The sequence below is a fragment of the Shewanella baltica genome (assembly GCF_900456975.1).
GTDB lineage: Bacteria > Pseudomonadota > Gammaproteobacteria > Enterobacterales > Shewanellaceae > Shewanella > Shewanella baltica.
The window spans coordinates 2,020,844-2,045,682 of sequence record NZ_UGYM01000002.1 but is presented as its reverse complement, the minus strand read 5'-3'; the positions used below and the strand labels follow the sequence as shown (position 1 = coordinate 2,045,682).

General features: G+C 44.0%; 20 protein-coding genes. 6 read left to right on the top strand and 14 right to left on the bottom strand.

The genetic code is table 11. The features are described 5' to 3' along the window. Positions 1-37 precede the first annotated feature (37 nt). From DYH48_RS09135 to DYH48_RS09125, 3 genes are all read right to left on the bottom strand, one after another. Positions 38-2,206 carry a TonB-dependent siderophore receptor gene (locus tag DYH48_RS09135; protein ID WP_115334577.1) on the bottom strand — a complete coding sequence of 723 codons (2,169 nt, stop codon included), beginning with the start codon at positions 2,204-2,206 and terminating at the stop codon, positions 38-40. A 303-nt stretch (positions 2,207-2,509) separates the two neighbouring features. Further along, entirely contained in the window at positions 2,510-2,980 is a 471-nt protein-coding gene (locus DYH48_RS09130) for a PA2404 family protein (protein WP_115334576.1), read from the bottom strand. After that, positions 2,980-4,146: a PepSY-associated TM helix domain-containing protein gene (locus DYH48_RS09125; protein WP_115334575.1), complete on the bottom strand. Its 1,167-nt coding sequence runs from the start codon at positions 4,144-4,146 to the stop codon at positions 2,980-2,982. The genes DYH48_RS09130 and DYH48_RS09125 overlap by 1 nt, the downstream gene beginning before the upstream one ends. Positions 4,147-4,274: 128 nt before the next feature. Between DYH48_RS09125 and DYH48_RS09120 the strand changes: the two genes are divergently transcribed. Further along, complete coding sequence (locus tag DYH48_RS09120; RefSeq protein WP_115334574.1) at positions 4,275-6,356, top strand: TonB-dependent siderophore receptor; 2,082 nt, start codon at positions 4,275-4,277, stop codon at positions 6,354-6,356. A 174-nt stretch (positions 6,357-6,530) separates the two neighbouring features. Further along, positions 6,531-7,481: a hypothetical protein gene (locus DYH48_RS09115; protein ID WP_115334573.1), complete on the top strand. Its 951-nt coding sequence runs from the start codon at positions 6,531-6,533 to the stop codon at positions 7,479-7,481. A gap of 109 nt (positions 7,482-7,590) precedes the next feature. Here the strand turns inward: DYH48_RS09115 and DYH48_RS09110 are convergent, their stop codons facing one another. From DYH48_RS09110 to DYH48_RS09085, 6 genes are all read right to left on the bottom strand, one after another. Continuing rightward, positions 7,591-8,379, bottom strand: a complete 789-nt coding sequence (locus tag DYH48_RS09110; RefSeq protein ID WP_115334572.1) for a CLCA_X family protein — start codon at positions 8,377-8,379, stop codon at positions 7,591-7,593. Positions 8,380-8,422: 43 nt separating this feature from the next. After that, a complete protein-coding gene (locus DYH48_RS09105; protein WP_115334571.1) occupies positions 8,423-9,463 on the bottom strand; it encodes a sensor domain-containing diguanylate cyclase in 1,041 nt (346 codons plus the stop codon). 187 nt (positions 9,464-9,650) lie between these two features. Then, positions 9,651-11,570 carry a hybrid sensor histidine kinase/response regulator gene (locus tag DYH48_RS09100; RefSeq protein ID WP_012089247.1) on the bottom strand — a complete coding sequence of 640 codons (1,920 nt, stop codon included), beginning with the start codon at positions 11,568-11,570 and terminating at the stop codon, positions 9,651-9,653. Then, positions 11,560-11,871: a hypothetical protein gene (locus tag DYH48_RS09095; protein WP_012089248.1), complete on the bottom strand. Its 312-nt coding sequence runs from the start codon at positions 11,869-11,871 to the stop codon at positions 11,560-11,562. Before DYH48_RS09095 ends, DYH48_RS09100 begins: the two co-directional genes overlap by 11 nt. Continuing rightward, positions 11,861-13,069 (bottom strand): EAL domain-containing response regulator, encoded by a 1,209-nt coding sequence (locus DYH48_RS09090; protein WP_012089249.1) that lies wholly within the window; start codon positions 13,067-13,069, stop codon positions 11,861-11,863. The genes DYH48_RS09095 and DYH48_RS09090 overlap by 11 nt, the downstream gene beginning before the upstream one ends. Next, entirely contained in the window at positions 13,066-14,034 is a 969-nt protein-coding gene (locus DYH48_RS09085; RefSeq protein ID WP_041411446.1) for a helix-turn-helix transcriptional regulator, read from the bottom strand. Before DYH48_RS09085 ends, DYH48_RS09090 begins: the two co-directional genes overlap by 4 nt. A 368-nt stretch (positions 14,035-14,402) precedes the next feature. Between DYH48_RS09085 and DYH48_RS09080 the strand changes: the two genes are divergently transcribed. Then, positions 14,403-15,161 (top strand): IS5-like element ISSod6 family transposase, encoded by a 759-nt coding sequence (locus tag DYH48_RS09080; protein ID WP_087486575.1) that lies wholly within the window; start codon positions 14,403-14,405, stop codon positions 15,159-15,161. Positions 15,162-15,467: 306 nt separating this feature from the next. On the opposite strand, the gene DYH48_RS09075 is transcribed toward DYH48_RS09080, so the two are convergent. Continuing rightward, entirely contained in the window at positions 15,468-15,767 is a 300-nt protein-coding gene (locus tag DYH48_RS09075; RefSeq protein WP_012089251.1) for a helix-turn-helix transcriptional regulator, read from the bottom strand. 182 nt (positions 15,768-15,949) lie between these two features. On the opposite strand from DYH48_RS09075, the gene DYH48_RS09070 reads away from it, so the two are divergent. Next, positions 15,950-16,255 carry a phytase gene (locus DYH48_RS09070; protein ID WP_370452672.1) on the top strand — a complete coding sequence of 102 codons (306 nt, stop codon included), beginning with the start codon at positions 15,950-15,952 and terminating at the stop codon, positions 16,253-16,255. A 668-nt stretch (positions 16,256-16,923) separates the two neighbouring features. On the opposite strand, the gene DYH48_RS09065 is transcribed toward DYH48_RS09070, so the two are convergent. Further along, positions 16,924-17,508 carry a VF530 family protein gene (locus DYH48_RS09065; RefSeq protein ID WP_115334570.1) on the bottom strand — a complete coding sequence of 195 codons (585 nt, stop codon included), beginning with the start codon at positions 17,506-17,508 and terminating at the stop codon, positions 16,924-16,926. An 824-nt stretch (positions 17,509-18,332) separates the two neighbouring features. On the opposite strand from DYH48_RS09065, the gene DYH48_RS09060 reads away from it, so the two are divergent. After that, positions 18,333-19,943: an ABC-F family ATPase gene (locus DYH48_RS09060; RefSeq protein WP_006081677.1), complete on the top strand. Its 1,611-nt coding sequence runs from the start codon at positions 18,333-18,335 to the stop codon at positions 19,941-19,943. 118 nt (positions 19,944-20,061) lie between these two features. On the opposite strand, the gene DYH48_RS09055 is transcribed toward DYH48_RS09060, so the two are convergent. From DYH48_RS09055 to DYH48_RS09045, 3 genes are all read right to left on the bottom strand, one after another. Continuing rightward, positions 20,062-20,958, bottom strand: a complete 897-nt coding sequence (locus tag DYH48_RS09055; protein ID WP_012089253.1) for a nuclease-related domain-containing protein — start codon at positions 20,956-20,958, stop codon at positions 20,062-20,064. Positions 20,959-21,025: 67 nt separating this feature from the next. After that, the gene (locus tag DYH48_RS09050) at positions 21,026-22,087 is read right to left on the bottom strand and encodes an HNH endonuclease (protein ID WP_012089254.1); all 1,062 of its coding nucleotides are present in this window, start codon (positions 22,085-22,087) and stop codon (positions 21,026-21,028) included. Next, complete coding sequence (locus tag DYH48_RS09045) at positions 22,077-22,757, bottom strand: class I SAM-dependent methyltransferase (protein ID WP_012089255.1); 681 nt, start codon at positions 22,755-22,757, stop codon at positions 22,077-22,079. Before DYH48_RS09045 ends, DYH48_RS09050 begins: the two co-directional genes overlap by 11 nt. Before the next feature lie 388 nt (positions 22,758-23,145). On the opposite strand from DYH48_RS09045, the gene DYH48_RS09040 reads away from it, so the two are divergent. Next, entirely contained in the window at positions 23,146-24,786 is a 1,641-nt protein-coding gene (locus DYH48_RS09040; protein ID WP_115334569.1) for a diguanylate cyclase, read from the top strand. The last annotated feature ends 53 nt before the right edge of the window (positions 24,787-24,839 follow it).

Sequence of the window (24,839 nt, the reverse complement as noted above, 5' to 3'; positions counted from 1 at the left end):
GTAGCCGATCACTCGGCTACCCTGTTTAGCGGAAAACTTAAAAGCGGTAATTAAAACTCAAGGTCACATTACGTGGCGTGCCATAGTGATACACGCTATAAGCTTCGGACATTGAGGATGAGGCTGACATATAAGCGTAGTATTTCTCGTCTAATAAATTCTCCACGTTAAGTTGCAGATCCATATTATCGGCGAGGTTATAACGGGCCATCAGGTTAACGAGGGAGTAAGCCTCCTGATCTATTTTTACTGTGCCGCCTTCAGAGTAACTGTCACTTTGCCAATTAATACCACCACCCACGGTTAACTCAGGCAGATAATCGACAAACTGATACGTGGTAAATAGCTTAAACTGTTTACGTGGGCTTGTGGTTGCCATGCTGTTTCCTTCCACATCTTCTGCGGTAAACTGAGAATAGCCAGCTGTGATATTCCAACCATCAATAAACTCACCCACCACTTCTAACTCGAAACCTGTACTTTCAGTACCTTGAGCAGCTTTGTAATTAGTAACGGGTTTGCCATCAATTATGACTATTCCATTTGGCGTTGCTAGGTTGTCTTGATCAATTTTAAATAGCGCGACAGTTGTGTGCAGACGATCGTCAAGATAAGCACTCTTCAGACCAATTTCATAAGCTTTACCTTTTAATGGGTCGAGATACTCTCCATAAGCATTAGTCACATTTTGCGGATTAAATATTTCGGTATAACTCGCGTAGGCACGATGTTGCTCACTAATGTCATATAAGGCACCGACATAAGGTACAAACACCCCATCATCACCAAAGTTGGTATCAGTGCCGTAGCTCACTCCTTCACGATTCCAGCTGGAAATCCGGCCGCCAGCAATGATTTTTAAGGCTTCAGTAATGGTGAAACGGGTTGCAGCGTAAAAACCTTTCTGCTCAGTGTCCATTTTAAGCTGACGATTGGCGTCCGTTGACCATTCAGGCTCTGCAAATGCATTGTTTTGCCATTCGTAAAAGTTATCTACGGGCTTGTTATCGTAACCGCTCATGTTATCGCGAATGGGTTCGAAAGTATCCGTATAGGATTTTTGTTTACTGTATAAGGCACCGACGACAAACTCATGTTCACGATTAAACAGTTGATAATCCCCTTTCAGCTGCAAATCGAAATTATCAGAGTTGCTCTCACCGTGGCTGTGATAACGCTGACCACTTAATCCTGCCCCCGTTTCTTTATCAAGCAAACCAGACATGTAGATCATTTTAGTGGTGGTTTCATACTCCATACGGTTGTAGTTCGCCACCAATTGCCAGCCATTGTTGAAATAATGATTGAGGTTTGCAAAGTAGTTTAGGTTGGTGGTTTCCCAGCGACTCCAATCTGCTGCCGTTGTAGCTGAAACATCCCAATCGGTAGGAGTGCCATCGCTGTATACGGCTTGCAATGCTCCCCACATGGCGCCTTTAGGGTTATTGTTGTTGTAACTACCCCCCACGCGCAACATAGTGTTATCTGTGATATCAGTATCGATAACACCGTAAAGAATGGTTTTGCGGTCTTGATAAAGCTCTTGGTATGAATCGCTATTGACGTATTTAGCGACCATGCGACCACGTACACTATCACTGTCATTGAGGCCATTGGAGACATCTGCGGTGATCTGTTTTTTATCCCAACTGCCCGTTGCTACATCGACATAACCCTTCAGGTCGTTGCTATCGGCATGTTTGCGTACCAAATTAATCGAAGCAGACGGATCTCCGGCACCTGTGAGTAGGCCTGTTGCCCCTCGCACCACTTCAACTCGTTCATAAAGGGATACATCAGAAACGGTTTCGCCGGCATCCCCCCCTAAACTCCAAGATAAAGGTACACCGTCAATCTGGTAATTTTGCACTGAAAATCCGCGAGCATTGAAACCATTACGCACGTTGTCAGTTTTAGATGACGATAAACCGACAGCATTATTAACGACATCAACGACGGTATTAAGCGCCTGATCTTGAATTCGCTCAGCCGTTAAAATCGACACTGACTGCGGCGTTTCCATCAACGACAATCCAAGCCCAGTGGCGGTATCGATAGTTTTGCTGACAGTGTATTTACCCATTACAGTGATTTTTTCAATATTCTGGTCTTGGAGATCAGGAGTTGACTGCTCCTCGGCTAAAACCAGTAAAGGGTTTAAGGCCAAAGCAACAGCCGCCGCAAGAGGAAGTAAATTAAATTGCATAGTTAGTTGGATAGTTTATTTAGAGTGGCAATACGGTAACACTATTGCGAATCACTTTCATTTGTATTTTAGTGATTCGGATAACATATTTGCTATTGACTCATGAAGGACAACGCAACTTGGTGTTTCATGCAATTGAAACTTGCCATTTAAGAGAAAGCTCACAGCAAGAAAAGTGATTTTTTAGCCGTATTTAAGCCCAGATGCTTAACCTTTAAAAAACACCCCCTTAGCTTGTCACTCTAAGAGGTCGTCTTTGCTGTCTGGGCTTTAGGTTTTAAACTTGTTTTAAGGTGATTTGTACTACTGCACGAGTATATCAGCGGGCAGTGGCCATTTTCCGACTTGCCACTCACCTTGCCAATTCTCTATCGAAATCCACAGACTGTCGGCCGAGGTTAACTTTTCAGATGCGATGGCGTGCACATGTTGGCCATGCTTGTTACCGTGTAAAATGCCATTCTCACTGCGTTGTAAGTCTGCTATCGGCAGAGCCTGAGTTCCAATGTTAGCGTAGCCTTGACGTATATTAGCTTTTTCACCTTTTTCAAAAACCAACATAAAATCTTTTACATAATCATCATGATGCACATAAGGTGCGTTAAGATTTAAGGGTAAAGGCGCAATGGTAAACTCGCCCAACTGCTGAGCCTTCCATGCAGGCGGAAATGTGGGTGTTAACGACTGATATAGAAATAATATCGGTAGGAGTAGAATTAACCCACTGAGTTTATATTTGTTTTTTAGCCAGAAGCTTGAGTTAGTAACAGCCATTAACATCCCTCCTCTAGGACTTCAGTTGCTGTGTTTTGAGCGCTTGCATTTTTAAATGCTCGCAGATTGCGCAATCCCCACATCATAAATCCTGTAATCGACATACCCGATAGAATTAATCCAAAAATAAACCAAATGATTTTTGTCCAAATACCGCCTAAGGTGCCGTAATGTAGAGGATCGGCAATATGCATTAGGGTTTGCATGCCCGTCATCGTCTCGGGTGATGTGGCACTGGCAACCTCCCCTGTCCAAGGATTAATACTGAGGTTGTATGAATACTGATCGTAGAAAATATGATCGCCGCTACCGCTCAGGTGATACATGTCTCGATTGTGTTCTGGTTGCATCACATAACTTGGCTGAAAATCGGGAAAACGTCTTTGCGCTAGCGTTAAGGCTTGTGCAAATGACACGCTCGGAGCCAGCTTCCCTTCATTTTCATGGACGTAGGGCAATTGTTCTACGCCGACCAATGGCGCATGGGGTTCTATATCAATATCCGCATGCCAAAAAATGGCTTGGGTTAAATACCATAACCCCGTCACGGCCATGATGGCGATAAACCAAATAGACCAGACGCCAGACAATTTATGTAAATCTGCTAATAACGTCTTTTTTCCTTGATTGAGACGTAACTTAGGAGCAAAAAAACTTCGCCAAAAACGTTTGTAAACAATCAGGCCAGTAATCAAAGATGCGAGCATGAACAGCGCCATCGAACAAACGAGGTAATAGCCCAAGCTGTAACTACTTTGCCAAGGAAATAATAACCACGCATGTAACGATCTGATGAAACCGACAAATGTCATGCCTTCATTGATCTGTTGGATTTCACCTGTGTATTGATTCACATAGGCCATGGCATAGGGTTTATCCACGTCACTGAACATCACCACATTCACCAAATATGGCTCTAAAGTCATAGCGCCAGTAACTGCCGCACTTGGGTAGGCTTTCTCAACAATCGTCATTAGCTCGCTGACTGGTTTTTCCGGTAAATCATTAGGATTCAATGCTCTGGATGCAGGATTAGTGAGCCAAGTGATCTCATGACTTAATACCGCAATCGTGCCCGTCAAACAGATAAAACAAAATAACAACCATATTGGGAGCGACACCCAACCGTGCAACATAAACCAGAACCGGTTACTGATCTTCGCCATTTGTGACTTTCCTAACACTTATCTAATACCGAGAGTGTAAAGGTAATGCAAATTGTTATCAATACGATGTACCGGTAATTGTTTTCAATTAGAATGCCGGTCACAAAATACTATGATGGGGAATCATGATGCATAAAACGTTATTAGCTACACTCATTTCAGGCCTGTTATTTGCCTCGAGTTTGTACGCTGAAGAGACAGAATCCGACGCAAATATTGAAGTGATCAGTATTAAAGGAAGTCGTTTAGATAAAGCAGCGACTGCAACGGGATTGCCTTTAACACTGCGAGATACACCCCAGTCGGTTACGATTATAGATCAAGAGTTTATTCAGAGTTTTTCACTTAACAATGTCGCCGACTTAATGTTTTTAACACCGGGTATTTCGGCTCAAAAAATAGAAACTAATCGGTACTTTTTTAGTGCCCGCGGTAATCCTATCACTAACTTTCAATTTGATGGCGTGCCAGTTAACTACTCAAGTTTCTTTAATGATGCTTCGACCGATACCGTTATCTTCGATCGCGTTGAAGTGGTGCGGGGCGCAACGGGATTATTAACCGGAGCAGGTGAACCCTCTGCCGCCATCAACCTCATTCGTAAACGTCCAAAGTCTTCACCTGGTGGTTATCTCAGTGCCAAACTAGGTTCATGGGACAGTTACCGTGTTGAAGGCGACAGTTCAGTCGACATAACAGATGATGGTGACGTTCAAGCGAGATTTGCAGCTGCCTATGAGAAATCTGACAGTTTTACCGATCTTGCTGAGGATGAAAACCTGCAAATATATGGCGTTGTTACTGCACGATTAAGTGACAGTACTTTATTCACTTTAGGAGCGGATTATAGTGACCGCGATCCTAAAGGCTCCACTTGGGGTGCGCTGCCACTCTTTTATGCCGATGGCAGTCTAGCCAATGACTTACCCCGCTCAACGACCACTGCGGCATCTTGGTCCAGTTGGAAGCGTCATGGCACGAACGTTTTCTCTACTTTAGAACACGGCTTCGATAATAATTGGGATATCAAACTCGACATTGAACATCGCGAAGACAAAATGGATGGCCACTTGTTATTTTTGTATGGCGCCCCAGATAAAACCACAGGTTTAGGTATGAGTGCATCGCCCATGATCTACCAGTCAAGCCGTAAGCAGGATGCCGCGCGATTATTTGCTTCAGGTCCATTCGAATTATTTGGTCGAGAACATAAACTGACAACCGGCCTACTCTATTCAAAACAAGATATTAGCGCTGACTCTTATTACACCACAGATACCTTGAGCGTTGGTAACTTCTTCGAGTGGGATGGCTCGATTGCAGAACCAAACTACCCATTAACCCCCACTACTCAAGAGACTGAAGAGATCCAGAAAGGCGCCTATATCGCCACTCAACTCAGTCTGCATGATCAGCTGACTCTATTACTGGGGAGTCGTATTAGCCAATACAGAATCGACCCAGGTTATGAGCACAATGATGTCATCACCCCTTATGCGGGACTCGTGTATGACATCACTAACAGCGTCTCAATCTATACCAGTTACACCGAAATCTTTCAGCCCCAAGACGCAAAAGATGCCAATAATAAACGCCTAGATCCGACAACCGGCAATAATATTGAGCTTGGTAGTAAAGCTGATTTCTTCGACGAAAGACTCACCGCCAGTGTGGCAGTATTTAAAGTTCAAAAAGAAAATGTGGCAGAAAGAGATCCTAATTTTAAAGATCCACTTCCAGATGGCAGCTTTCCAATGCGCGCAGTGGATGGCACCAGCAACCGTGGTTTTGAAATGGAGTTAACCGGAAGGCCGACGGAAGATTGGGATCTGTACTTCAGTTACACCTACAGTGAGTCTGAAAAAGCCAATGGTGAAGCCTTTGGTACGCATTTGCCTAAAAACTTAGTACGATTATCTACGCTTTATCATTTTAATGGTGCTCTCGAAGATCTCACATTGGGTGGTAACTTAAGCTGGCAGAGCAAGATTTATGTAGAAAATGCAGGTCCTAACGGCGCAAGCTCTGAACAAGACAGTTACTTCATTACTAACCTGATGGCGAGTTATCAAATTACTGACGATGCGATTGTCCGCTTGAATATTAGAAACGTGTTTGATGAAAAGTACTACTCCAGTATCGATTTCTACGATCAAGGCTTCTTCGGCGAACCGAGAAATGTCGAACTTAGTCTGAGCTACAATTTCTGATCATCTTACTCATTAGGGATACCGCGCATCGCTTTTATGCGCGACATCCCTAGGTTAGCACTATCATGTGTTAAAACATCATCCGGTAAACGACAGAGGATTAAGCCTTTGGGCTCAGGGAGATATCCATTACAATGAAGGTCATTTTGAGTCCGTGAAACAGATATTCAGCCTATGCCTAAGTCTCATACCCACATGCACCAACATTTGCAGATGCCGCATTCGCGAGTCGAACTGCACACTTTGGCGCGCGAACTTGCCTTCGAGCAAGTGACCATTATTGGGAATGCTTCTGGCAATTGGCAGCCAGCTACTACTGGCACGACATTTATCTTCAACGGCACTCAATGGAATGAGAAAAGTAACCCAAATAATCAGATAGTGAATATCGCTAATGGCGGTTTTGCCGAATCAAAATATGCTTTTGTGGTACAAGGTCACCCGCAAAATGATTTACTTACCCAAGCTTTGACACAAGTTGCGATTGAATTAACGCCTCAGCTTGGCTGCTGGCCTTCATCTGGCTTAACCACAATCGTATTGATGCAGCAGTTGTCTCAGCATGTACAAGTGCAGCGTATGTCGCTGTTTCCGAGTTTAGCAAGGCCCAATGATTTACCACTTGAAGACCACTTACCTTGTATGGTGCATAACTGGCTAGGCGAGCGGCGGATTGCGCAGACGTTCGCGCCCGCACTCGACTGGCCGGAGTTCACTCTGTCACCGGTTTTTTTAGCAAACTTAGCTACAACAGACAAAGAGAGTTCATCCCAAGCTTCGCTTATGATGAACACGGGCAATCCCTTTGATTTACTTGCGCGTTTACAAGAATCAAGCCCATCGGCAGATATGCCACATTCCGCAAAACACATGCAACTTGATTGGCTGATTGCACTGGCTCATACGCCTATCGACGTTTGGCTGCAGTTTGCGGATTCGATACAAGTCATCAATGCCGAGGCATTATTTTTTAATCACATGCCAGAATCAAAACCCAGCTATTGGTATTTAATGGATACTCAGGCGTCCCAATATCTCGATGCTATCCGCCACAGTTTGGCCTATTGCTGGCAAACACTTTCGACTAAGCAAAACGGCACGACTCACACCATCACTTATCGTTAATTCGTTAATTCGTTAATTCAGGTTTGAATTTGTCGACTTGCCAACTAAGCTCGTACTCGCATCACACTACCATTTACCGTATTTTTATCGTACTTTCAAAAGTTTAAAATCAGCCAAGTGGATGTTTACTTAATGCCATCCCTAACGGCTCGAAGTAATTGATCAAAGCTTTAAAAATCACTTTTCTGTGGGCTTCATCGGGATAAGCACCCTCCTTTGCCATTGCTGAAAAGCGTGTCCCTGACACTAAATACGGATTAGAAATATCATCATAGGATTCAATACAGGCTTCAAATGCCCGCGCCATCATTTCAGTTGGCCGTGCGAAGTAATGCATTCCATGTTTTTTATCTAAGGCAATCGCTCGGCGCACATAATTATGGGGCTCATCGCCATTACCACTCAAAAATGTCACCTTGAAGATCTCCGATAACCGTGCATTCAGTGGATGTTCTATGATGGGCAGATCCGATAACCAAAGATCGCTCGCGCATTGAAACCGCTTAGACGAAGATTTGAAGGACTTTGCGGCAATATAGTGGTCAAACGCGTGCCAAAATTCGTGGGCCAAAGCGCCAGCGCCGGCATTTTTAGCCAAGGCCAATTCCCGAGTCGCGGGCGCATAATGGGCCTGAACGCCTTTTTGACCGCCATGACCAAAAGCCAGACTCACGGTTTCGCGCAGCCCTAACGTCAAAGGTGGCAACTTTAAGATAAAGGCCAGATCGGCGAGCGAATCAAACACCAGATCCGCAGCAAGGCGCGATTCATCCCGCGTAACCCAGCGGCCAACACGTACATGACTAAAACCAAAGGTTTGTTTAACATCAAGAAATGTCACCTGCTCACCAAATCGGTAATCGGGTCCATGGCGGATATATTGCTGATTGATTAACACAGTTTCCCTTGAGTACTAATGCACTGAATGTCGAATGCTTTGTTTAGCTGGGCTTGTGGCGAGGTAACATCACCTCGTCCCATATTACCGCACGATTCCGCCCGAGGGTTTTAGCGTGATAGAGTGCTTTATCGGCCTCGGCCACCAGCTTTTCAGCATCCGAGCGACACTGACTTCCGGTTCCCACGGGCAATCCAACCTGCTCCACATCTGCAATATCAGCACTGTTATCGATTCCATGGTGAATAATCACAGGGGTTAATGCGCTAACCCCTGCTGAAAATTGATATTGAAAATCAGCCACGATTGCAGAAATATCTTCATTGGCAAGGCATGACATCATCCGCGTCACGATTTTCTGGGCCGCATCAACTGTGGTTTCTGGCAGTAACAGTGCAAACTCTTCACCGCCCAAGCGGCCAAAAATATCGTAGGGACGGGTTCGGCTGCTGATAAATTGGGTAAAATGCTGCAAGATTTTGTCACCGACTTGATGGCCATAGCGATCATTGACGAGTTTAAAGTTATCGATGTCCATCATCACTAGGCATAATGGCAACTGTAAGCGACTCAAGCGTTTGATTTCGTGCTCTAACTGCTGAAAAAAGTGCCGCCGATTGGCTATCCCCGTTAACTCATCGGTGAGCGCGAGGCGATTTAACTCCGTTTGCGCATTCCTGAGGGCAAACTCGACCTGTTTTAACTGGGTGATATCCGTGCAAACAATCACCATATCGCCATTGTGATAAACCTGCTCCGAGAGTTGCAACCAGCGACCGTCGACCAGATCCACTTCAAAACGTCTAAAAGCCGATTTACGTTGATGCGCATGAATAAGCTCGAGCCATTCCTCTATGGTTTCATGCTCAATTTTCGGTCCCTGTTTATGGGTAAAGGCAAAGCGCATCATGTCGTCAAAATGCTTGCCGACCATGTCTTGATCAACAAAACCAAACATTTTCGCAAAGGTATTATTATAAAAGATAAAATAATTATGCTTGTCTAACACCGCTAGACCATTCTCGCTCAGCCGCAAAGCTTCCGTTAAAAATGGGTAAACCAATTCAAGGGGTTTCTTATCCATCGGCATTCCTAGCAGTGACACATTTAAATAAGAACTTAGGTATGTTTAGCGTAGCAGTGTTCTGCGCGGATCACAGCGCTTCTACCATAGATTACACATTAACTGCAAAGATATTTGCAGTATTTCAGTACCAATTGGATGAAGTCAGAAAATCATATTTCTATATAACATTCAATATGTTGATGATTTACTCTTTTACCGCTAATTTGCTGAGAAAGACTTCGGCACTAAAAGGTTTCTGCATGAAATGCACCTCAGGAAACGACGCTAACTCGGGAATATCATCGCAGTCATTCGCGGAGAGCAAAAAGAAACGACAGCGATGTTCAATAGGGCTATCACTCACCAAGTTTTGTAATACTTGCTGCATCTGCCTGACCAGTTGTAAACCGTTCATTTCTTGTAAACGATAATCCACAATGACAATCTGTGGCAAATGGTTAACCAACATCTTCAGTGCTTGCTCTGTATTATCAGTACTGAAGGTTTGAAAATGATAGTGCTCCAGCATGGCGCGACAAATTTCAAGATTAAACAGATTGTCATCTACTATCAGCACCTTTTGTTGATCATATTGAAGTGTTAATCGTTCTTTCACTGCGCTGAGCTGACAGGGGAAATGCAGTAACACTGTGGTGCCTTTGCCCTTTTGACTGCGCAGCCTAAACCGACCGCCAATCTGCTCAAGCAATCGATTACACGTATAGAGCCCGAGTCCCATACCCGATGTCGCGGCAATAGGTGAGTTAGCGGCGTGCATAAAGGGATCGACTAAAGCGCGCTGCGCTTCCTTTGACATACCATCGCCAAAATCGCGGATCAGCACCCTAAGCACAGGGCGCTGATTTTTAGCATTCGCTTTAAGGTGTAAATCCATATAGCAATGCACTTCGCTACCCGTACTGTATTTGAACGCATTATTGATAATGTTGGTCATGAGTTGGAATAACTTAGTCCCATCGAGTTCGATAAACTGCGGCAAAGACTCACTTACTACAATGTGTAAACGTTTGCCGGAGGTTGCACTAAATGCACGATAATAGTCCTGAATATTGCCCACATACTCGTGTAAGTTCACCGAATGTAAATTCAGTTTTAACTGCCCAGCTTCTGCCTTACTGTAATTTAAGGTATTTTCGGCAACCGAATAGAGTAAGTTGGCAGACCAGGCCATTTTATCGACGATTTTATCCAGTTCCTGTGGTTGTGAGAGGGCTTTTTTTAGCATGCGACTATAGCCAAGAATGGCATTGATTGGGGTGCGGATCTCATGATTAATGCTCGAAAGCACGGCTAATTTAGCGCGATTGTCGAGCTTAATTTGCTCAACAACCTGCTGATTTTTAGACTTAAAGTACAAAAGGAAGGACAAAACTATGCCAAGGGCTGCAATCAGTAGGATGATCACGATAAGCTCGATAATTTCTTTTTGCGGCACTTGATATTGTACCTGTAAACTCACTCGGGTTTGATATTCAGGGATAGCTAAGGTTTGGCTATCAGAGTAATTAAATAATGAAAATAGGCCGCTGGCTAACTTAAGATTACAGAATGAGTTTTGCAGTAACGACTGCTCAAATGACTGTTCAAATTGATAGGTAATGCAAACGCCCTGCTCTTGTTCGATTCGCGCGAGTATCCGCTGATGAGAAACGGCATAAACGAGATAAGGCATATTAGGCTTATCAATGGCCACCACAGCCAAAGTGTAATTGGCAAGGCTCGCCTTAAGCTCCCCTTTAGGCTCCTTGACTAGCTCAAACTGTTTAAGCTCAGTAGCCATAGTCTGATCTGAGATATAGGCCAGTTCAAGACTGGGGGTCAGCGTAAAAGCGACGGCAGATTTGATCTTAAGTAAATCCTTGGCAAAAATCTCAAACTCCTCTGACGTCACCTTACTCGACGCGTGGAAAAAAGATTTCAGCGCATCCAACATGATCTTATGTTGTAGGAACATATCCCGCGAGGAAGTAAAAACCGCCTGCGCCTTTTTATCGTAAATAGCGTCAAACTCATACAGCGAGTGGGACAAGGTTAGCCACAGCACTAATATTGTGACCCATAAGCCACTGAACATATTGATGCAAGCACTGTATTTAACGCTCATTGGCGTAATCCATTACGGTATTAAGTAAATCGTTTAGCTGATGATTAAACTGTTCTCGCTCGCAAGAATTAGCCATAGGCACGGTATTCTTAAGCTGCAAATAGCGAGCAATCCCCACGAATTGATGTGTTATGGCCTCGATACTGTCATTGGACTTACATTTTTCTAGCTCGAGTCGCATACGCTGCAACTCTGCGATAAGTGTTGATCGCAGTCGCGATTGCTGTTCTTGGCTGTATTGCTCAAAAAATGTCGATAAGGCCAGTGTTAACTCATTATTAATTATTGACTTAGTATCCATGGGTTAGGCATTCCCTATTGTATTGCGCTATCCAATCAATAAGATAACGACCTTCAATTGGCGGGCTATATAAATAGCCTTGGGCAACATCACAGCCTAGTTCAGAGAGAATGGCTTCTATTGCACTTGTCTCAACGCCTTCGGCAACCACCTTTACGTGCATCTTCTGCGCAAGTGCTATGGTGGACTCCACAATGAGATAATGTTGGTGATTAATATCCATATCGGAGACAAAACTTTTATCAATTTTAATTTCTTTAAAGGGAATGGCATCGAGGCGATCATAAGTGGAATAACTTTTACCGAAATCATCGAGGGAAATATCAATATTGTTGATAATCAGCCGTGCAATTGAGTTAAGCACTCTATCTTGATTGATGATCTCTTGCGATTCAGTGAGCTCTAAAATCACATGGATGTGTTTATGCTCACGGCCACATTCGATGATGAATTCAATCAGTTCATCGCAGGTCAGATCGTCGGCGGTAATGTTAATCGACAGCGCAAACGCCGTCAGTAAAGGTTGACGCGACCAACATTGCAACGCCTGGGAAATGACCATCCGCGAGAACAGGCTATTCAGCCCCTGTTGATTAACCAGTGGCAAAAAAACGTCGGGATAAATATAGCCATTGGATTGATCGCAAAGCCGCGACAGCACTTCAAAACCTATGATTTCCTTGGTCTTGAGGTTGATCTTAGGTTGATAGCAGAGAATTAATTGTTCATCTTTAAGCAATTGCCGCACATTGATATTGGCCGCCCTGTTTTGCACGATCGATTGATGTTGATGCGCATGATGTCTATCCGTGGATGCTTCTAACAATGGCGTTAAAATATCATTCACGTTGATAGGCTTAGCAAATACCCCCAGCAAGTTGAGCCTCAGCACTGTGATGATATTGTCCACCAGCTCTAAAGTCCGTTTATCCGAAGAGCTGATCACCGCAATCGGAATCGCGGCAAAACGGGGCTCGGAGGCCAACATATTGATGACTGCGATTCCATCTCCTTGGTCCATCTTGAGATCTATGATGATCAAATCAAGCACCACTTCGATGTCAATAATCAGTTCTATGCCTTGATTACCATTACAGGCCTCATAGATCTGCACATTATCGTCAACCAAGAACTTATGGATATCGGCTTTCATGGTTTCTCGAATAAAGCGCTGATCATCTATGATGAGAATATTCATATAGGGGTCTCTAACTGCATGAAGAAAATGGGATCGATCGTTTGGGATTTTGATGAAGGAATGACGGAAAGCTTGAGTAGATTACGATTTGCCATCACCTCTGTGCGACTGGAAAAAAACGAATAGTTTTTTATCGGTTTGCAGCAACTTTCTATCGTTCTCACTTTGAAAATGGGTAACTTAAATTGCGTTAACTTTCGTTTTAATGACTCATCACAGATATTAAAACTTAAAAACTTGAGTGAGCGACTCGCAGCCAATTCATTGAGATAAACAGACATCATGTAGTTTTCAATATAGGGAGTCACACCAAAAGATGAGAACACCATCAAGGTATCTGGTAAGGCTTGGCTGTTATGGTTAATCACCTCGAATAAGTCCACCTCATCATTCATAAATTCGAGGGCGATTTTGCCCTGAGTGCGACAAAACAGACTATGTCCGACTATCTGATCGCCCGAGCTAAACGCAACAACTAATGACAGACCATGGAAAAACGGTTGAGATAAGTTACGGCTCACAAAGGATAAACGCGGATTACTTTCATAAACCAAACTGAGTTGCAGTAACGCCATGAAGTTATGATGGTGGCTCTCGATAAATTCGACACGATAAGGCGTATTGCGGTAGTACGGATGGTCACTGCGTTCTATGTTGGACTCAAAAAGGTTAATCAGGGCTAAGCCTTCGTTGATAAACTTTTTATCCTCCCGATAAATATCAAAGAGTTCAGAGCCAAATATTTCAACAATTTCAGACTGTTTAGCAAGGGATGGGATGTTAACCCCTCGCTCCCAACGGCTAATCGTGATGGAATCTAAGGTATCGAACAGACAACTTTTTTGCCTGAGCAAACCACATAAATCTTCTTGGGAAAGGTTATTCTCTGTGCGGGTGTGTTTTAAGAAATTGGAGAATGTCTGTGCACTTGTTTTGTTTTGATAGGAGATAGGTGTACAAATCATATCGCGTTCCATCTGTATTTTTTACTTTATCTAGCAGCTCCATATATGTCGTATGGTCGATGTCATCTATTGGCTCTGGATGTCTATATGTATAAGTAATCCAAATGCGCTTAAGTCCCTCGATGAAATAAAGTCCAGTGATATTTTCGTCACTCACCACTTAGTTGCTCCATTTCAGCTTAATGTTCACCACGTTTTTGCAATAGGAAAGTGAGTATAAATGGCATTGTTTATCTGAGACCATGGCACAGTTAAAATAGCGACAATAAAAAAGTGTCTAGGGTCTGTTGATCTTTCGAGAGTGATTTTTAGACAGCATGGCAAGACGTTATAATTTGCTTCGCCAAAAGTAACCATAACCTCAAGCCATGCCAAGACTTATGCTAACCGATGCACGCTGGGAAAAGCTATTTCATTTAATGAAAAGCACAGGCCGTGTTTATGACAAACCTGAACATAGACAAACATTCGAAGGTATTCTTTACCGGCTTAGAACAGGTATCCCTTGGCGAGATTTACCTAAAGAGTTCGGTCATTGGAGCACGGTCTTTAGACGGTTTCATTTATGGTCTAAGAAAGGCGTTCTAGCACATTTATTCAAGGCCTTAGCCAACCTTGCTGATATAGAATGGGTCTTTATTGATGGCTCGATAGTGCGGGCTCACCAGCACAGTGCAGGTGCAGCGACGCTAAATAATGAGAGTATTGGTAAAAGTCGAGGCGGTAATTCAACCAAAATTCACTTAGCCGTCGACAGCGGAGGATTACCGATTTATTTCGAATTATCAGAAGGCCAAAAACACGATATTACACACGCCCCCAGCTTAATTGAACACCTGAAGCAGGTTGATACCGTCATTGCAGATAAAGGTTATGACAGCGATGCATTTCGTGAACTTATCGCAAATAAAGGCGGGAAATCTGTTATTCCAAGGCGCCGCTATAAGAATACACCTCAAGAAAGAGTCGATTGGTGCTTATATCGGTATCGACATTTAGTGGAGAATGCTTTTGGAAGAATTAAACATTATCGAGCAATATCAACAAGGTATGACAAGCTAGCAAGAAATTACGCCAGTATGGTGTCACTGGCGTTTATGTTAATGTGGCTGCCGATGTATTGCTGAACACCATTTGTACAGCAAAGATCAACAGACCCTAGTCATTCATCCGGTAAAATCATTACCATCATCACTCGCCACTCACTCAGCGGAATCACAGTTCAGCCAGCATAACGCTTATGAGCCTTGCGCAATAACCATTAATGGTGAAATTGATTGGTTATGCGTTAAATATTCAATTATTAACATATAATGCCGACAAATTTCTCACCTAACTTCACTTTTAAGGCATAAAAATTCACGCTTTGAATAAATAAAAACAAAAAATACGCTTGAAAATGCAGACAGGACATCTTGTTACTCGCTTATGACTTAAGCCAGCCAACTGCGAAAATAGGTGGGTAATTGGCCCGTCCAGCGTTTAAAAGAACGCCTGAAATTACTGGCGTCGCTGAAGGATAATGAGTTGGCAATTGTGTGGGCGTCCTGCGAAGGTGTGGCTAAAAAATACAGGGCTTTGATTAAACGGTTTTCATCGACGAGTTGGCCAAAGCTTAAATCCATTTCAGCCAAGCGGCGCTTTAAGGTCGCTGGGCTCATCGATAGTTTTTCTGCCATCTCTGGCAAACTTAAGTTATCCCGCATCAGCGACAAACGAGTACCCGCCGCCAACCCGAGCCTATATTCACTGGCAAAAATGTATAACGGAGCGATTGAAATAGCCCTTGGCGCGGAATGACAGAATGAAAAGTAGAATGAGTCACAACGTGAGGTGCGGGTTGTGATTCAAAGCTACCGATGTTGAAGGGATTTCACTCTACCAAGGTGCGAGCATTCACGGCAAACAACAAGATTTGCTGGTGGTATCCAGTCAAGGCAATAACAGTTATCTGCTTTATCAAGCAAGCGCGCCTTACGCACAGGTGGGACGTTTCCGCATTGGCGTGAACTTGAACGGGATGGAAAACGGCCGCGAAACCAGCATCGACGGCAGCGCCGAAACCGATGGGCTAGCCGTCACGCATTTGCCCGTCGGCAGCGGTGTGTGGCAACAGGGTATGCTGGTAGTGCAGGATGGTCACAACCACTTACCCGATGCCAACCAAGCTTTTAAATGGTTACCTTGGAGCAGCATAGTCAAACAACTCAACATCCACTAAGGTCAGTTTGCTGACAAAATGGCACAGCGCAAAAAGCATCAAGTGACAAGTGACAAGAATTGACAAATGAAAAGTGTAGAAAAGGCTTTTGTGCTTTGGATGAAAGGTTTGAACTAAACCTTGGGAGCTGTACTTAGCATGAGCTTTGGCATTCGCGTTTAAAGCAAGTTTTAGGGCTGATTTCGTAAGTGAGTTATTTGAACTTGGCGTAATAGTGAGCGACTAGCGCTATCTGGCTGTAAATTGAGGTATTCACTCATTATGCGCTAGATATGCAAATCGAAAACTATAAACCCCGTAAATTTTCTAACCATCATGCAATAAATTGAATAGTTAATCATAAAAAAGAGGTTGGTCGTATTCTACGGCTAACCTCTTTTCTTTCAGTCAGGCGATAAATCAGACGTTTTATCAAACAACCAGACTCATGACTATAAACCGGCCCTTCAAAAAGCCAATCCATAGAAAAAAATCAACTCAGTGACTAAAGTCTACTCATGTAAAAGCTAACTCATACCAGAGCGACCTTAATACAACACTCATTCCTTACTAGCATGAAACAGCAAGCCGTAGAAACAACGGCAAATCGCATGCGTGAAAATAGCGAGTGCAAAACTAACGCCAGCTAAAAGCCATGTCCGCTAAATTTGGCAGACATGGGATTAGGATTAGCTGCGTTTAGTGCCCCACGGATCGTTATCATCCGTCGACGGGCCAGGTCCTGAACGCTCTGTCAGTTTTGAATCATTTCTTTGCTCGTTTCTGGGTTCGCTTCGGCGCTGGGAGCTGCTATTCGATGAACCATAGCTAGAACCTGTTCCGCGTCCACCCGCAGGTTTTTTGCCTGCGCTTTTACCCGAGCTATATCCAGAGTTTGGACGGCGGTTACCCGCTTCGTACTCGGCGCTGGCTTTGGCCTGCATTTCAGCGATAGAGGCTAATGTCAGTTCCATCGGTTTACGCGGCGCGATACCTGAGGCAAAACCTCGCTCACGTGGCTTGAGATCAAACTGCTCACCGACGGCTTTAGGCATACGCTTAAATCGGTACAGGTAGAAGTTTTCCACTTTCTCCCGCGCCCATTCGGTTTTTTTGAGGAAAATGACACTGGCCTCAATGGTCGGGTTGGTGTTAAAGCAGCCTAGCTTTAATGCCGCGAATAAAATTTTCCAACCGTAAAAATCGACTAACTCAGTGATCATTGTCTCGAGTTTGAGGCCGTGTAATGGGTTGTTTTGTTGCTCTTCTATCATGGGAATTCCAAATTCAGCCCAATTGGCTGATTTTACTGTATTAGTTTACGGTATTGAGTTATCAAATTAGTTACTGAATTCGCGACTAAACGGGCTATGACAGCTATAACATTATTTAATTAAGCCATTAAAATCACTTAAGTCATTTAAGCCATCTAGGCGAATGATGGCACTCGCTCAGCTATTCGTTTCGTTAAGTGACGGCACTAGCATGCAGCGTTATATGCTTGAATCGTTAATCTTACTAGACCCAAAACTTGCATATAGAGCAGTTAACTATTAGCCGCATAGCCGCAAAATCTGCTTTCTCAGCAAAACTGTGGGAATAATAACGGTAAATAAGCTAAACGCCTCCTTTTATTTGTTCTGGCAGGGTTTGGCATCGGCTTTAGTGCGGGGAATACGCCGCAACTCAAGTCGCCATGAAGGCTTGAATCTACCATCGGCACCTATCATTAATAGAGAGCACTACATACTTAATAGATGTCACTTCATAGATAGGCATTTTATATAGAGACTTCATAGGTAGACGCTTAGATAAGAGATACTTAACAGACCTTCACTCAGTAGCAAGCTCAAACCTGTCCCAATTTTTGCCGATAAACCGCTTACGCCTTCGCTCATCCTCAAAATAAACGCAACTGAAACGGCTCGATTTATAGCTGCGCATCACATACTTGCTCGCATCTTTAGCCCTTAGTCTGTATACTCCGCGACCTTATTATCCCAACTTTAATGTTTTGGCTTAGAGTGGGTGAAGCGCATGTTTCATTTTGAGGCTTGTTTGTCACAATCCCTGTTAGCAAATACCTAGGAAAGCTCCTTTGATCTCTACCGCGAACATCACGATGCAGTTTGGCCCTGAGCCATTGTTTGAAAACATTTCAGCGAAATTTGGCAATGGTCACCGCTATGGTTTGATCGGCGCGAATGGCTGTGGCAAATCGACCTTTATGAAGATCCTCAGCGGAGCTTTAGCGCCAACCTCTGGCAATGTGTCCATCACGCCCGGCTTAAAAGTCGGTACCCTAAGCCAAGATCAGTTCGCGTTTGAACAATACAGTGTGATCGATGCGGTGATCATGGGGGATGTTGCCCTGTGGAAAGTCAAACAGGAACGTGATGCCATTTACGCCAATCCGAATATGACTGAAGAAGATGGCATGCGCGTTGGCGATCTTGAAAGTGAATTTGCCGAAATGGATGGCTACAGCGCAGAAAGCCGCGCCGGTGAAATCCTGCTCGAAGCGGGTATTGAAGAATCTTTCCATTACGGCCTAATGCAACAAGTGGCACCGGGCTGGAAACTACGGGTGCTGTTGGCACAAGCGTTATTTGCCAATCCAGATATTCTGCTGCTCGACGAACCAACCAACAACTTGGACATCCATACCATTAGCTGGTTAGAAGCCGAGTTGAACAAACGTAAATGCACCATGATCATTATTTCCCATGATAGGCATTTCTTGAATGCTGTCTGTACCCACATGGCCGATATCGATTATGGCGAACTGCGCATTTACCCAGGTAACTACGAATACTTCCTCGCCCAATCCTCTTTGATCCGCGAGCAATTATTGTCGGGCAACGCCAAGAAAAGCGCTGAAATCGAAGAACTGCAAGACTTCGTTAACCGCTTTGGTGCCAACGCTTCTAAAGCGAAGCAAGCTAGCTCGCGTGCTAAGAAGATGGATAAGATCAAACTCGATGATGTCAAATCATCTAGCCGTATCCACCCTTCTATTCGTTTTGATGCCGGCAAAAAAATGCATCGCCAAGCGCTGATCCTCGAAGATCTCGCCCACGGGTTTGATGGCGAACAGTTATTCCAAGGCGGCGACTTGATCCTCGAAGCTGGTGCAAAATTAGCGATTATCGGCGAGAACGGCGTGGGTAAAACCACCTTCCTACGTTGCTTAGTTAATGATTTAGAACACAATAAAGGCGTGATCAAGTGGTCAGAAAACGCATCAATCGGCTACTGCCCGCAAGACAGCAGTGACGAATTTGATAATGACTACACGCTAATGGATTGGATGTCACAGTGGCGCCAACCCAAGCATAACGATCTGATGGTACGCGCCATGTTAGGCCGTCTGCTGTTCACCGAAGACGACGCTAACAAGAAGGCCCGTAATTGCTCAGGCGGAGAGAAAAACCGCTTGTTATTCGGCAAGTTAATGATGCAAGACATCAACGTGCTGATCATGGACGAACCGACCAACCACATGGACATGGAAGCCATCGAAGCATTAAATAATGCGTTGAAAGATTTTGAAGGCACTTTGATATTTGTCAGCCATGACCGTGAGTTTGTATCGTCACTCGCTACACGTATCATTGATATTAAAGATAAAAAAATAATTAACTTCCAAGGTACCTTCGATGAGTACCTTTCAAGCCAAGCTGAAATGGAAGCGAGAAAAAGCGCATAGTATTATTCGGCTAACTTACGCCAATTAACCCAGCGTTATCGTATTAAAGAGTCGTCATTGGTTATCCAGTGACGACTTTTTTATTGGGCTAAATAATGATTTAAAAACCTGAAGAGAGTCATGGCTTGCCCTGCAAACAACGTTGCATAATTTGATAAGCAATCGCATTCACTTGCTCTTGAGTGAATATAGCGGCATTCATCTTAGGAAGCGTAATAGCGACTTGCTTATGATTAATGATAGGAAACGGTGGTTTAGTTTGTGACTTCACCATCCACCCGGGAAATACGAGTACAGGCATTACCGGAATAGATTGGCCTACAGCCTTTGTGAGCCATTCACTCACCCACTTAGCTTGACGTTGAGCTTGTTCAATCGGTGCCGTTTCAGTCCAAGACGGAAACACCAATTTCCCATCACGGTAAAACAACTCATGTGCCTTATGTTGCCCTCCATTTGACTCATTCTTCTTATCACTGTACCACTTATGCCGCCCCTTAGTTTCAATGGCAAACACACCATTAATCCCCACGACTAAGTGATCAATGTTAAAACCATCGGCTTGAATATCATGGAAAACTTGATAACCCAATCCCTGCAAACGCATTAGTTCGGCTGCGGTCGCTAATTCGGCCGTATGCCCCAAACGTAACTTAGTCAATCGAGTCATACTACGATAGGTTTTGGCCACAAAATAAATTGGGCCGAGTACAATGAATCCAATAAATGCCAAAGGAAATGTTCCTTTGTCGAGGTATCCCCTTAATCCTTCAAATGCAAACGGAATGGTGACAACGATGACCGACATGAGCATTGCGCTCAAAATATCAAATTGCAGCTCTTGGATCTGTTTTTGAATGCCAAAACCAGGCAATCTGTTCAACTTTTCCCTATCAATAGGCAGCTTTACCGTTCTGTCTCTATGCCGTATAACAAAAAACATAGGGACTAAAATCGCTCCCATACCCAACAAAATAAGTGAAACTGAAAAAATCCCTTTTAGTAACTCTGTCATACCTTTCCTTTAAAAATTAGATAATTAAGATTCTGAGACTGAATAAACGCTACTTACTTCTTTGTTTCTAAATTGCTGTGCTCGATAAGTCATTATCTATCGCGTTAAAAGGCACTAAGGTTTTTTTATCGAGCCAGAGTGGTGAGCGATTTTGCCCTGCAAGCTGATAGGCCCAAGTGGTGATGGCTTCGGAGCGATCACTTTCACAGACGAAATATCGGCTGAGTTCAGAATGTAACGCTTGGCCATGCTGGATAATGTTTTGCTCATACCAGTTATCTTTGTGACGCTGTGCGGCAAGATGATCGCGTTTATTGTTATTGCAACTGCTATGAGCGAGGACAAAATTATGCCCTAAATCATTAGGATATCGTGCCCAAGGAATAAAGTGATCCACTTCGCCAGTTTCTTTTAATGACTTATGGCAATAGAAGCATTGGCCCTTTTGGATATCAAGCAGCACAGGTCTAGCGTGAGTGATCGTCTGTCGGTCACTGCCAAATAGAAACTCGCTTAAATTGCCTTTACTGCCAATAACGACCTGATTTGCGGGAAACTCGGCGACTTTCTGCACCCATTGTGTGCGAGCTAATGACACCACTAAATCATGAAATCGCCTGAAGCAGAATGCGATACCCGGATTCAACTCGATATAATTTTTAGTTTTATCATGGGGATAAAGAAAACAATCTGCGTTTCGAGACAAAATTTGTAAGCGCCATAACGGGCCCTCTTTAACGGTGCCGCGCGTTTTACTCAATAGAGCAGGATAACTAAGATGCGCTTTTAACTGGGATAAACTGTTAACGCCTTGATTACGTAGCTCAATCAAACTGTTGATTAAGGCTGATTGCTTTCCATTATTTTGAAGTAGAACAAAATGCGCATTAACAGCACCAAAAGGTAAAGAGTGTTGCCAATAGAGTTCAATAAACTTCTCTACTAGCTCATCAATACTGATTAGGGTTTTCTGTTCAGGATCGGCATTGAGTATTAATGGCCGTTCGATGCAGACATCTGCGATCGCATGCAGTAAGGCAAATTTGTATGTTGCAACAAAATCCCCTTCAACCAACAGACGTTGTAAATAGCTAATAAATTCAACTTGTCTTCTCGCATCAATCGGCATGATGACGACCCTGAATAATGGCGTTTGCTTCGGGAACAGTAACGTTTGGGACGGCTTTTGGTGTAAATACGAGGGTCTGCCAATGCACTTGCGTGCGACCGAGTTTGTCAGTTTCATCTTGACTCGAATCTTTGAGTGCTAGCTGGCAATCTGCAGCCAGTGCGAGCAATTCATCTGCACTGACTGGGTGCATAACGCGGGCATCGGGGCTTGGACCATGGCGCAAACTGATGACTAAAAGGCCCGTTGAATTGAGTAAACCTGAGAGTGTTGCTAGTGCTAGTGGGCGCTCAGAGGGAGATAAATGCATCCACACAGCGCTGAGTAAAATCAGATCGAACTGTTGTGCTAGGCCAACTACTTTTTGTAGCTGAGGTAAACCATCCTCAATCCAACGAACGGGCAGATCCAGCGTTAACATCTGCCCTATTTTCGCTAAAGCAATAGCAGGTTCGATTGCAAAAATTTGCGTCTCTTTGCTCTGTGCCTTTTTGGCTAAATAATGCACATCCCGCCCTGAGCCTGCTCCCACATCCAGTATCGATAGTTTGTCTCTCGCGAGGATCGGCAAAAGATGATGTAACCAACTTGAATGCACTTCTTCAAAGGTTTTAGACAAATACTGCGCCGAGAGTGTTACGGCATTGCCATTATAAAACGCTATGCTCACTGACAAAGATCCTTTTGCAACAAGTGATTGTTTTTAATGACGCTAACTTATCACAATCACTTTTGATACAAAATACACATCATCATTATCCTGCTGTTTTGCATAAAATATTTTGCGTTTTGCTGTTTTATACCACAACCCGAGTATTGGCGATTGAAAAAGGAAGTCTATTTAGGCGGGTGGCATCTGTGCATTTCCCCGTCGTTTTTTTCGCAGTGGTTTACACTCTATTAGTCAGTCAAAAGATACATGCAATTGATTGAATCTGTTACATCCTTCTGTTGAGAACAGTGTCAATTTAAGTATCGGTATAAACGGGTTTTATCGTCCCGAGGTAGCGACCACACGGAGAAACCTAGGGCTCAATCATTTAGGATATCTATTGCCTATGAGTTTTGAAGATTCGTTAGAGCAACTTAAACGACAGTTTTTACATGCACTGCCGGATAAAAAGAAACAAATCATTACCCTGTGGATTTCATTGCGTAAAAATTGGAATGCACACATGTTGTCGGCTGTGTATCGTGAGGTGCATAACTTAAAAGGATCGAGCGAGACCTTTGGATTGTCGGATACCAAACACATAGTCGATAAACTTGAGCTGCAGCTTAAAGGGTTGCTCAATGCGCCAGCTCCCGAACTACCAACGATCAAGGGTTTAGATACCCTCTTCCACCAGTTGTTGCAAAACAATATGCGCGGTCAACCGTCGGCGCCAGTGGTGGAGGCGCAAATGCAGCAAAGCCCCTATAAACCGGCTAAGGCGCGGCATGATCACCATATTGCCATCATAGAGGACGATGGTAATGTCGGCGCGATGATCACAAAGCAACTGCGAGAGTTCGGTTTTAGTGTGCAGCATTTTTTGAATTTCACGAGCTTTCTGGCGGTGCAAAATGAAACGCCCTTCGATCTGATTCTATTGGATTTAATTCTGCCCGATTGGACTGAAGAGGCCTTGTTCGAAGCAGCCACAGAGTTTGAGAAGAACAATACCCGAGTGTTTGTTTTATCCTCGCGGGGGGATTTTGACATGCGGTTGCTGGCCATTCGTGCCAACGTTAGCGAATATTTTGTCAAACCTGCGGAAACCACTTTATTGGTGCGCAAAATCCATCAATCTCTCAAGATGTCAGAGAAGCAGCCCTTGAAGGTGTTACTGGTGGATGATCAGCAATCTATGGTGGATTATTTTTCAAGCCTGTTACGCAGTCACGGTTTGATGGTGAAAGGGTTATCGAGCGCCGAGCAAGTCTTGCCTGCCCTTGAGCAGTTTGAACCCGATTTGTTTATCTTCGATTTATACATGCCTGAGGTGAACGGGCTTGAACTGGCAAAAATGATACGCCAACTGGATAAATACACCTCTAGCCCAATTCTCGTGTTGAGCTCTGACGATACTATGCAGAATAAAGTCAGCATCATACAAGCAGGATCGGATGACCTAATTTCGAAGCAAACCGCGCCGAGTTTATTTGTCGCGCAAGTGATATCCCGCGCCCAACGTGGCCATGATATTCGCAGTTCGGCAAGCCGCGACAGCTTAACAGGATTGTTAAACCATACCCAGATTCTGGTTGCCGCGAGGCGCTGCTATAACGTGGCAAGGCGAATTAACTCTCAGGTTTGTATCGCCATGTTCGATTTAGATCACTTCAAAAAAGTGAACGATACCTATGGCCATGCCGGTGGTGATAAGGTGTTGCTAGCCTTTGCCCATCTTTTACAACAATCCTTACGGCAAACTGACTTTACCGGTCGCTATGGCGGTGAGGAATTTATGTTAGTGCTGCCAGATATGCAAAAACCACTGGCGATCGCTAAGTTAAATGCGATCCGCGAGAGCTTTAGCCATATCGTCTTTGTCGAAGATGGCGTCGAGTTTAAGGTGACGCTCAGCGGCGGTTTAGTGTTCTCGGACGAATGTGAGGAGTTTCAAGATTGTCTGTTACTGGCGGATAAGCACTTATACGAGGCGAAACGTTTAGGCCGAAATCAATTAGTGTTTTCACCAAGTGAGCAGGATTGAACGCCATTCACTCATCCGGTGCATGAGTCTGGCCGTAATGTCATTCGTTTGGC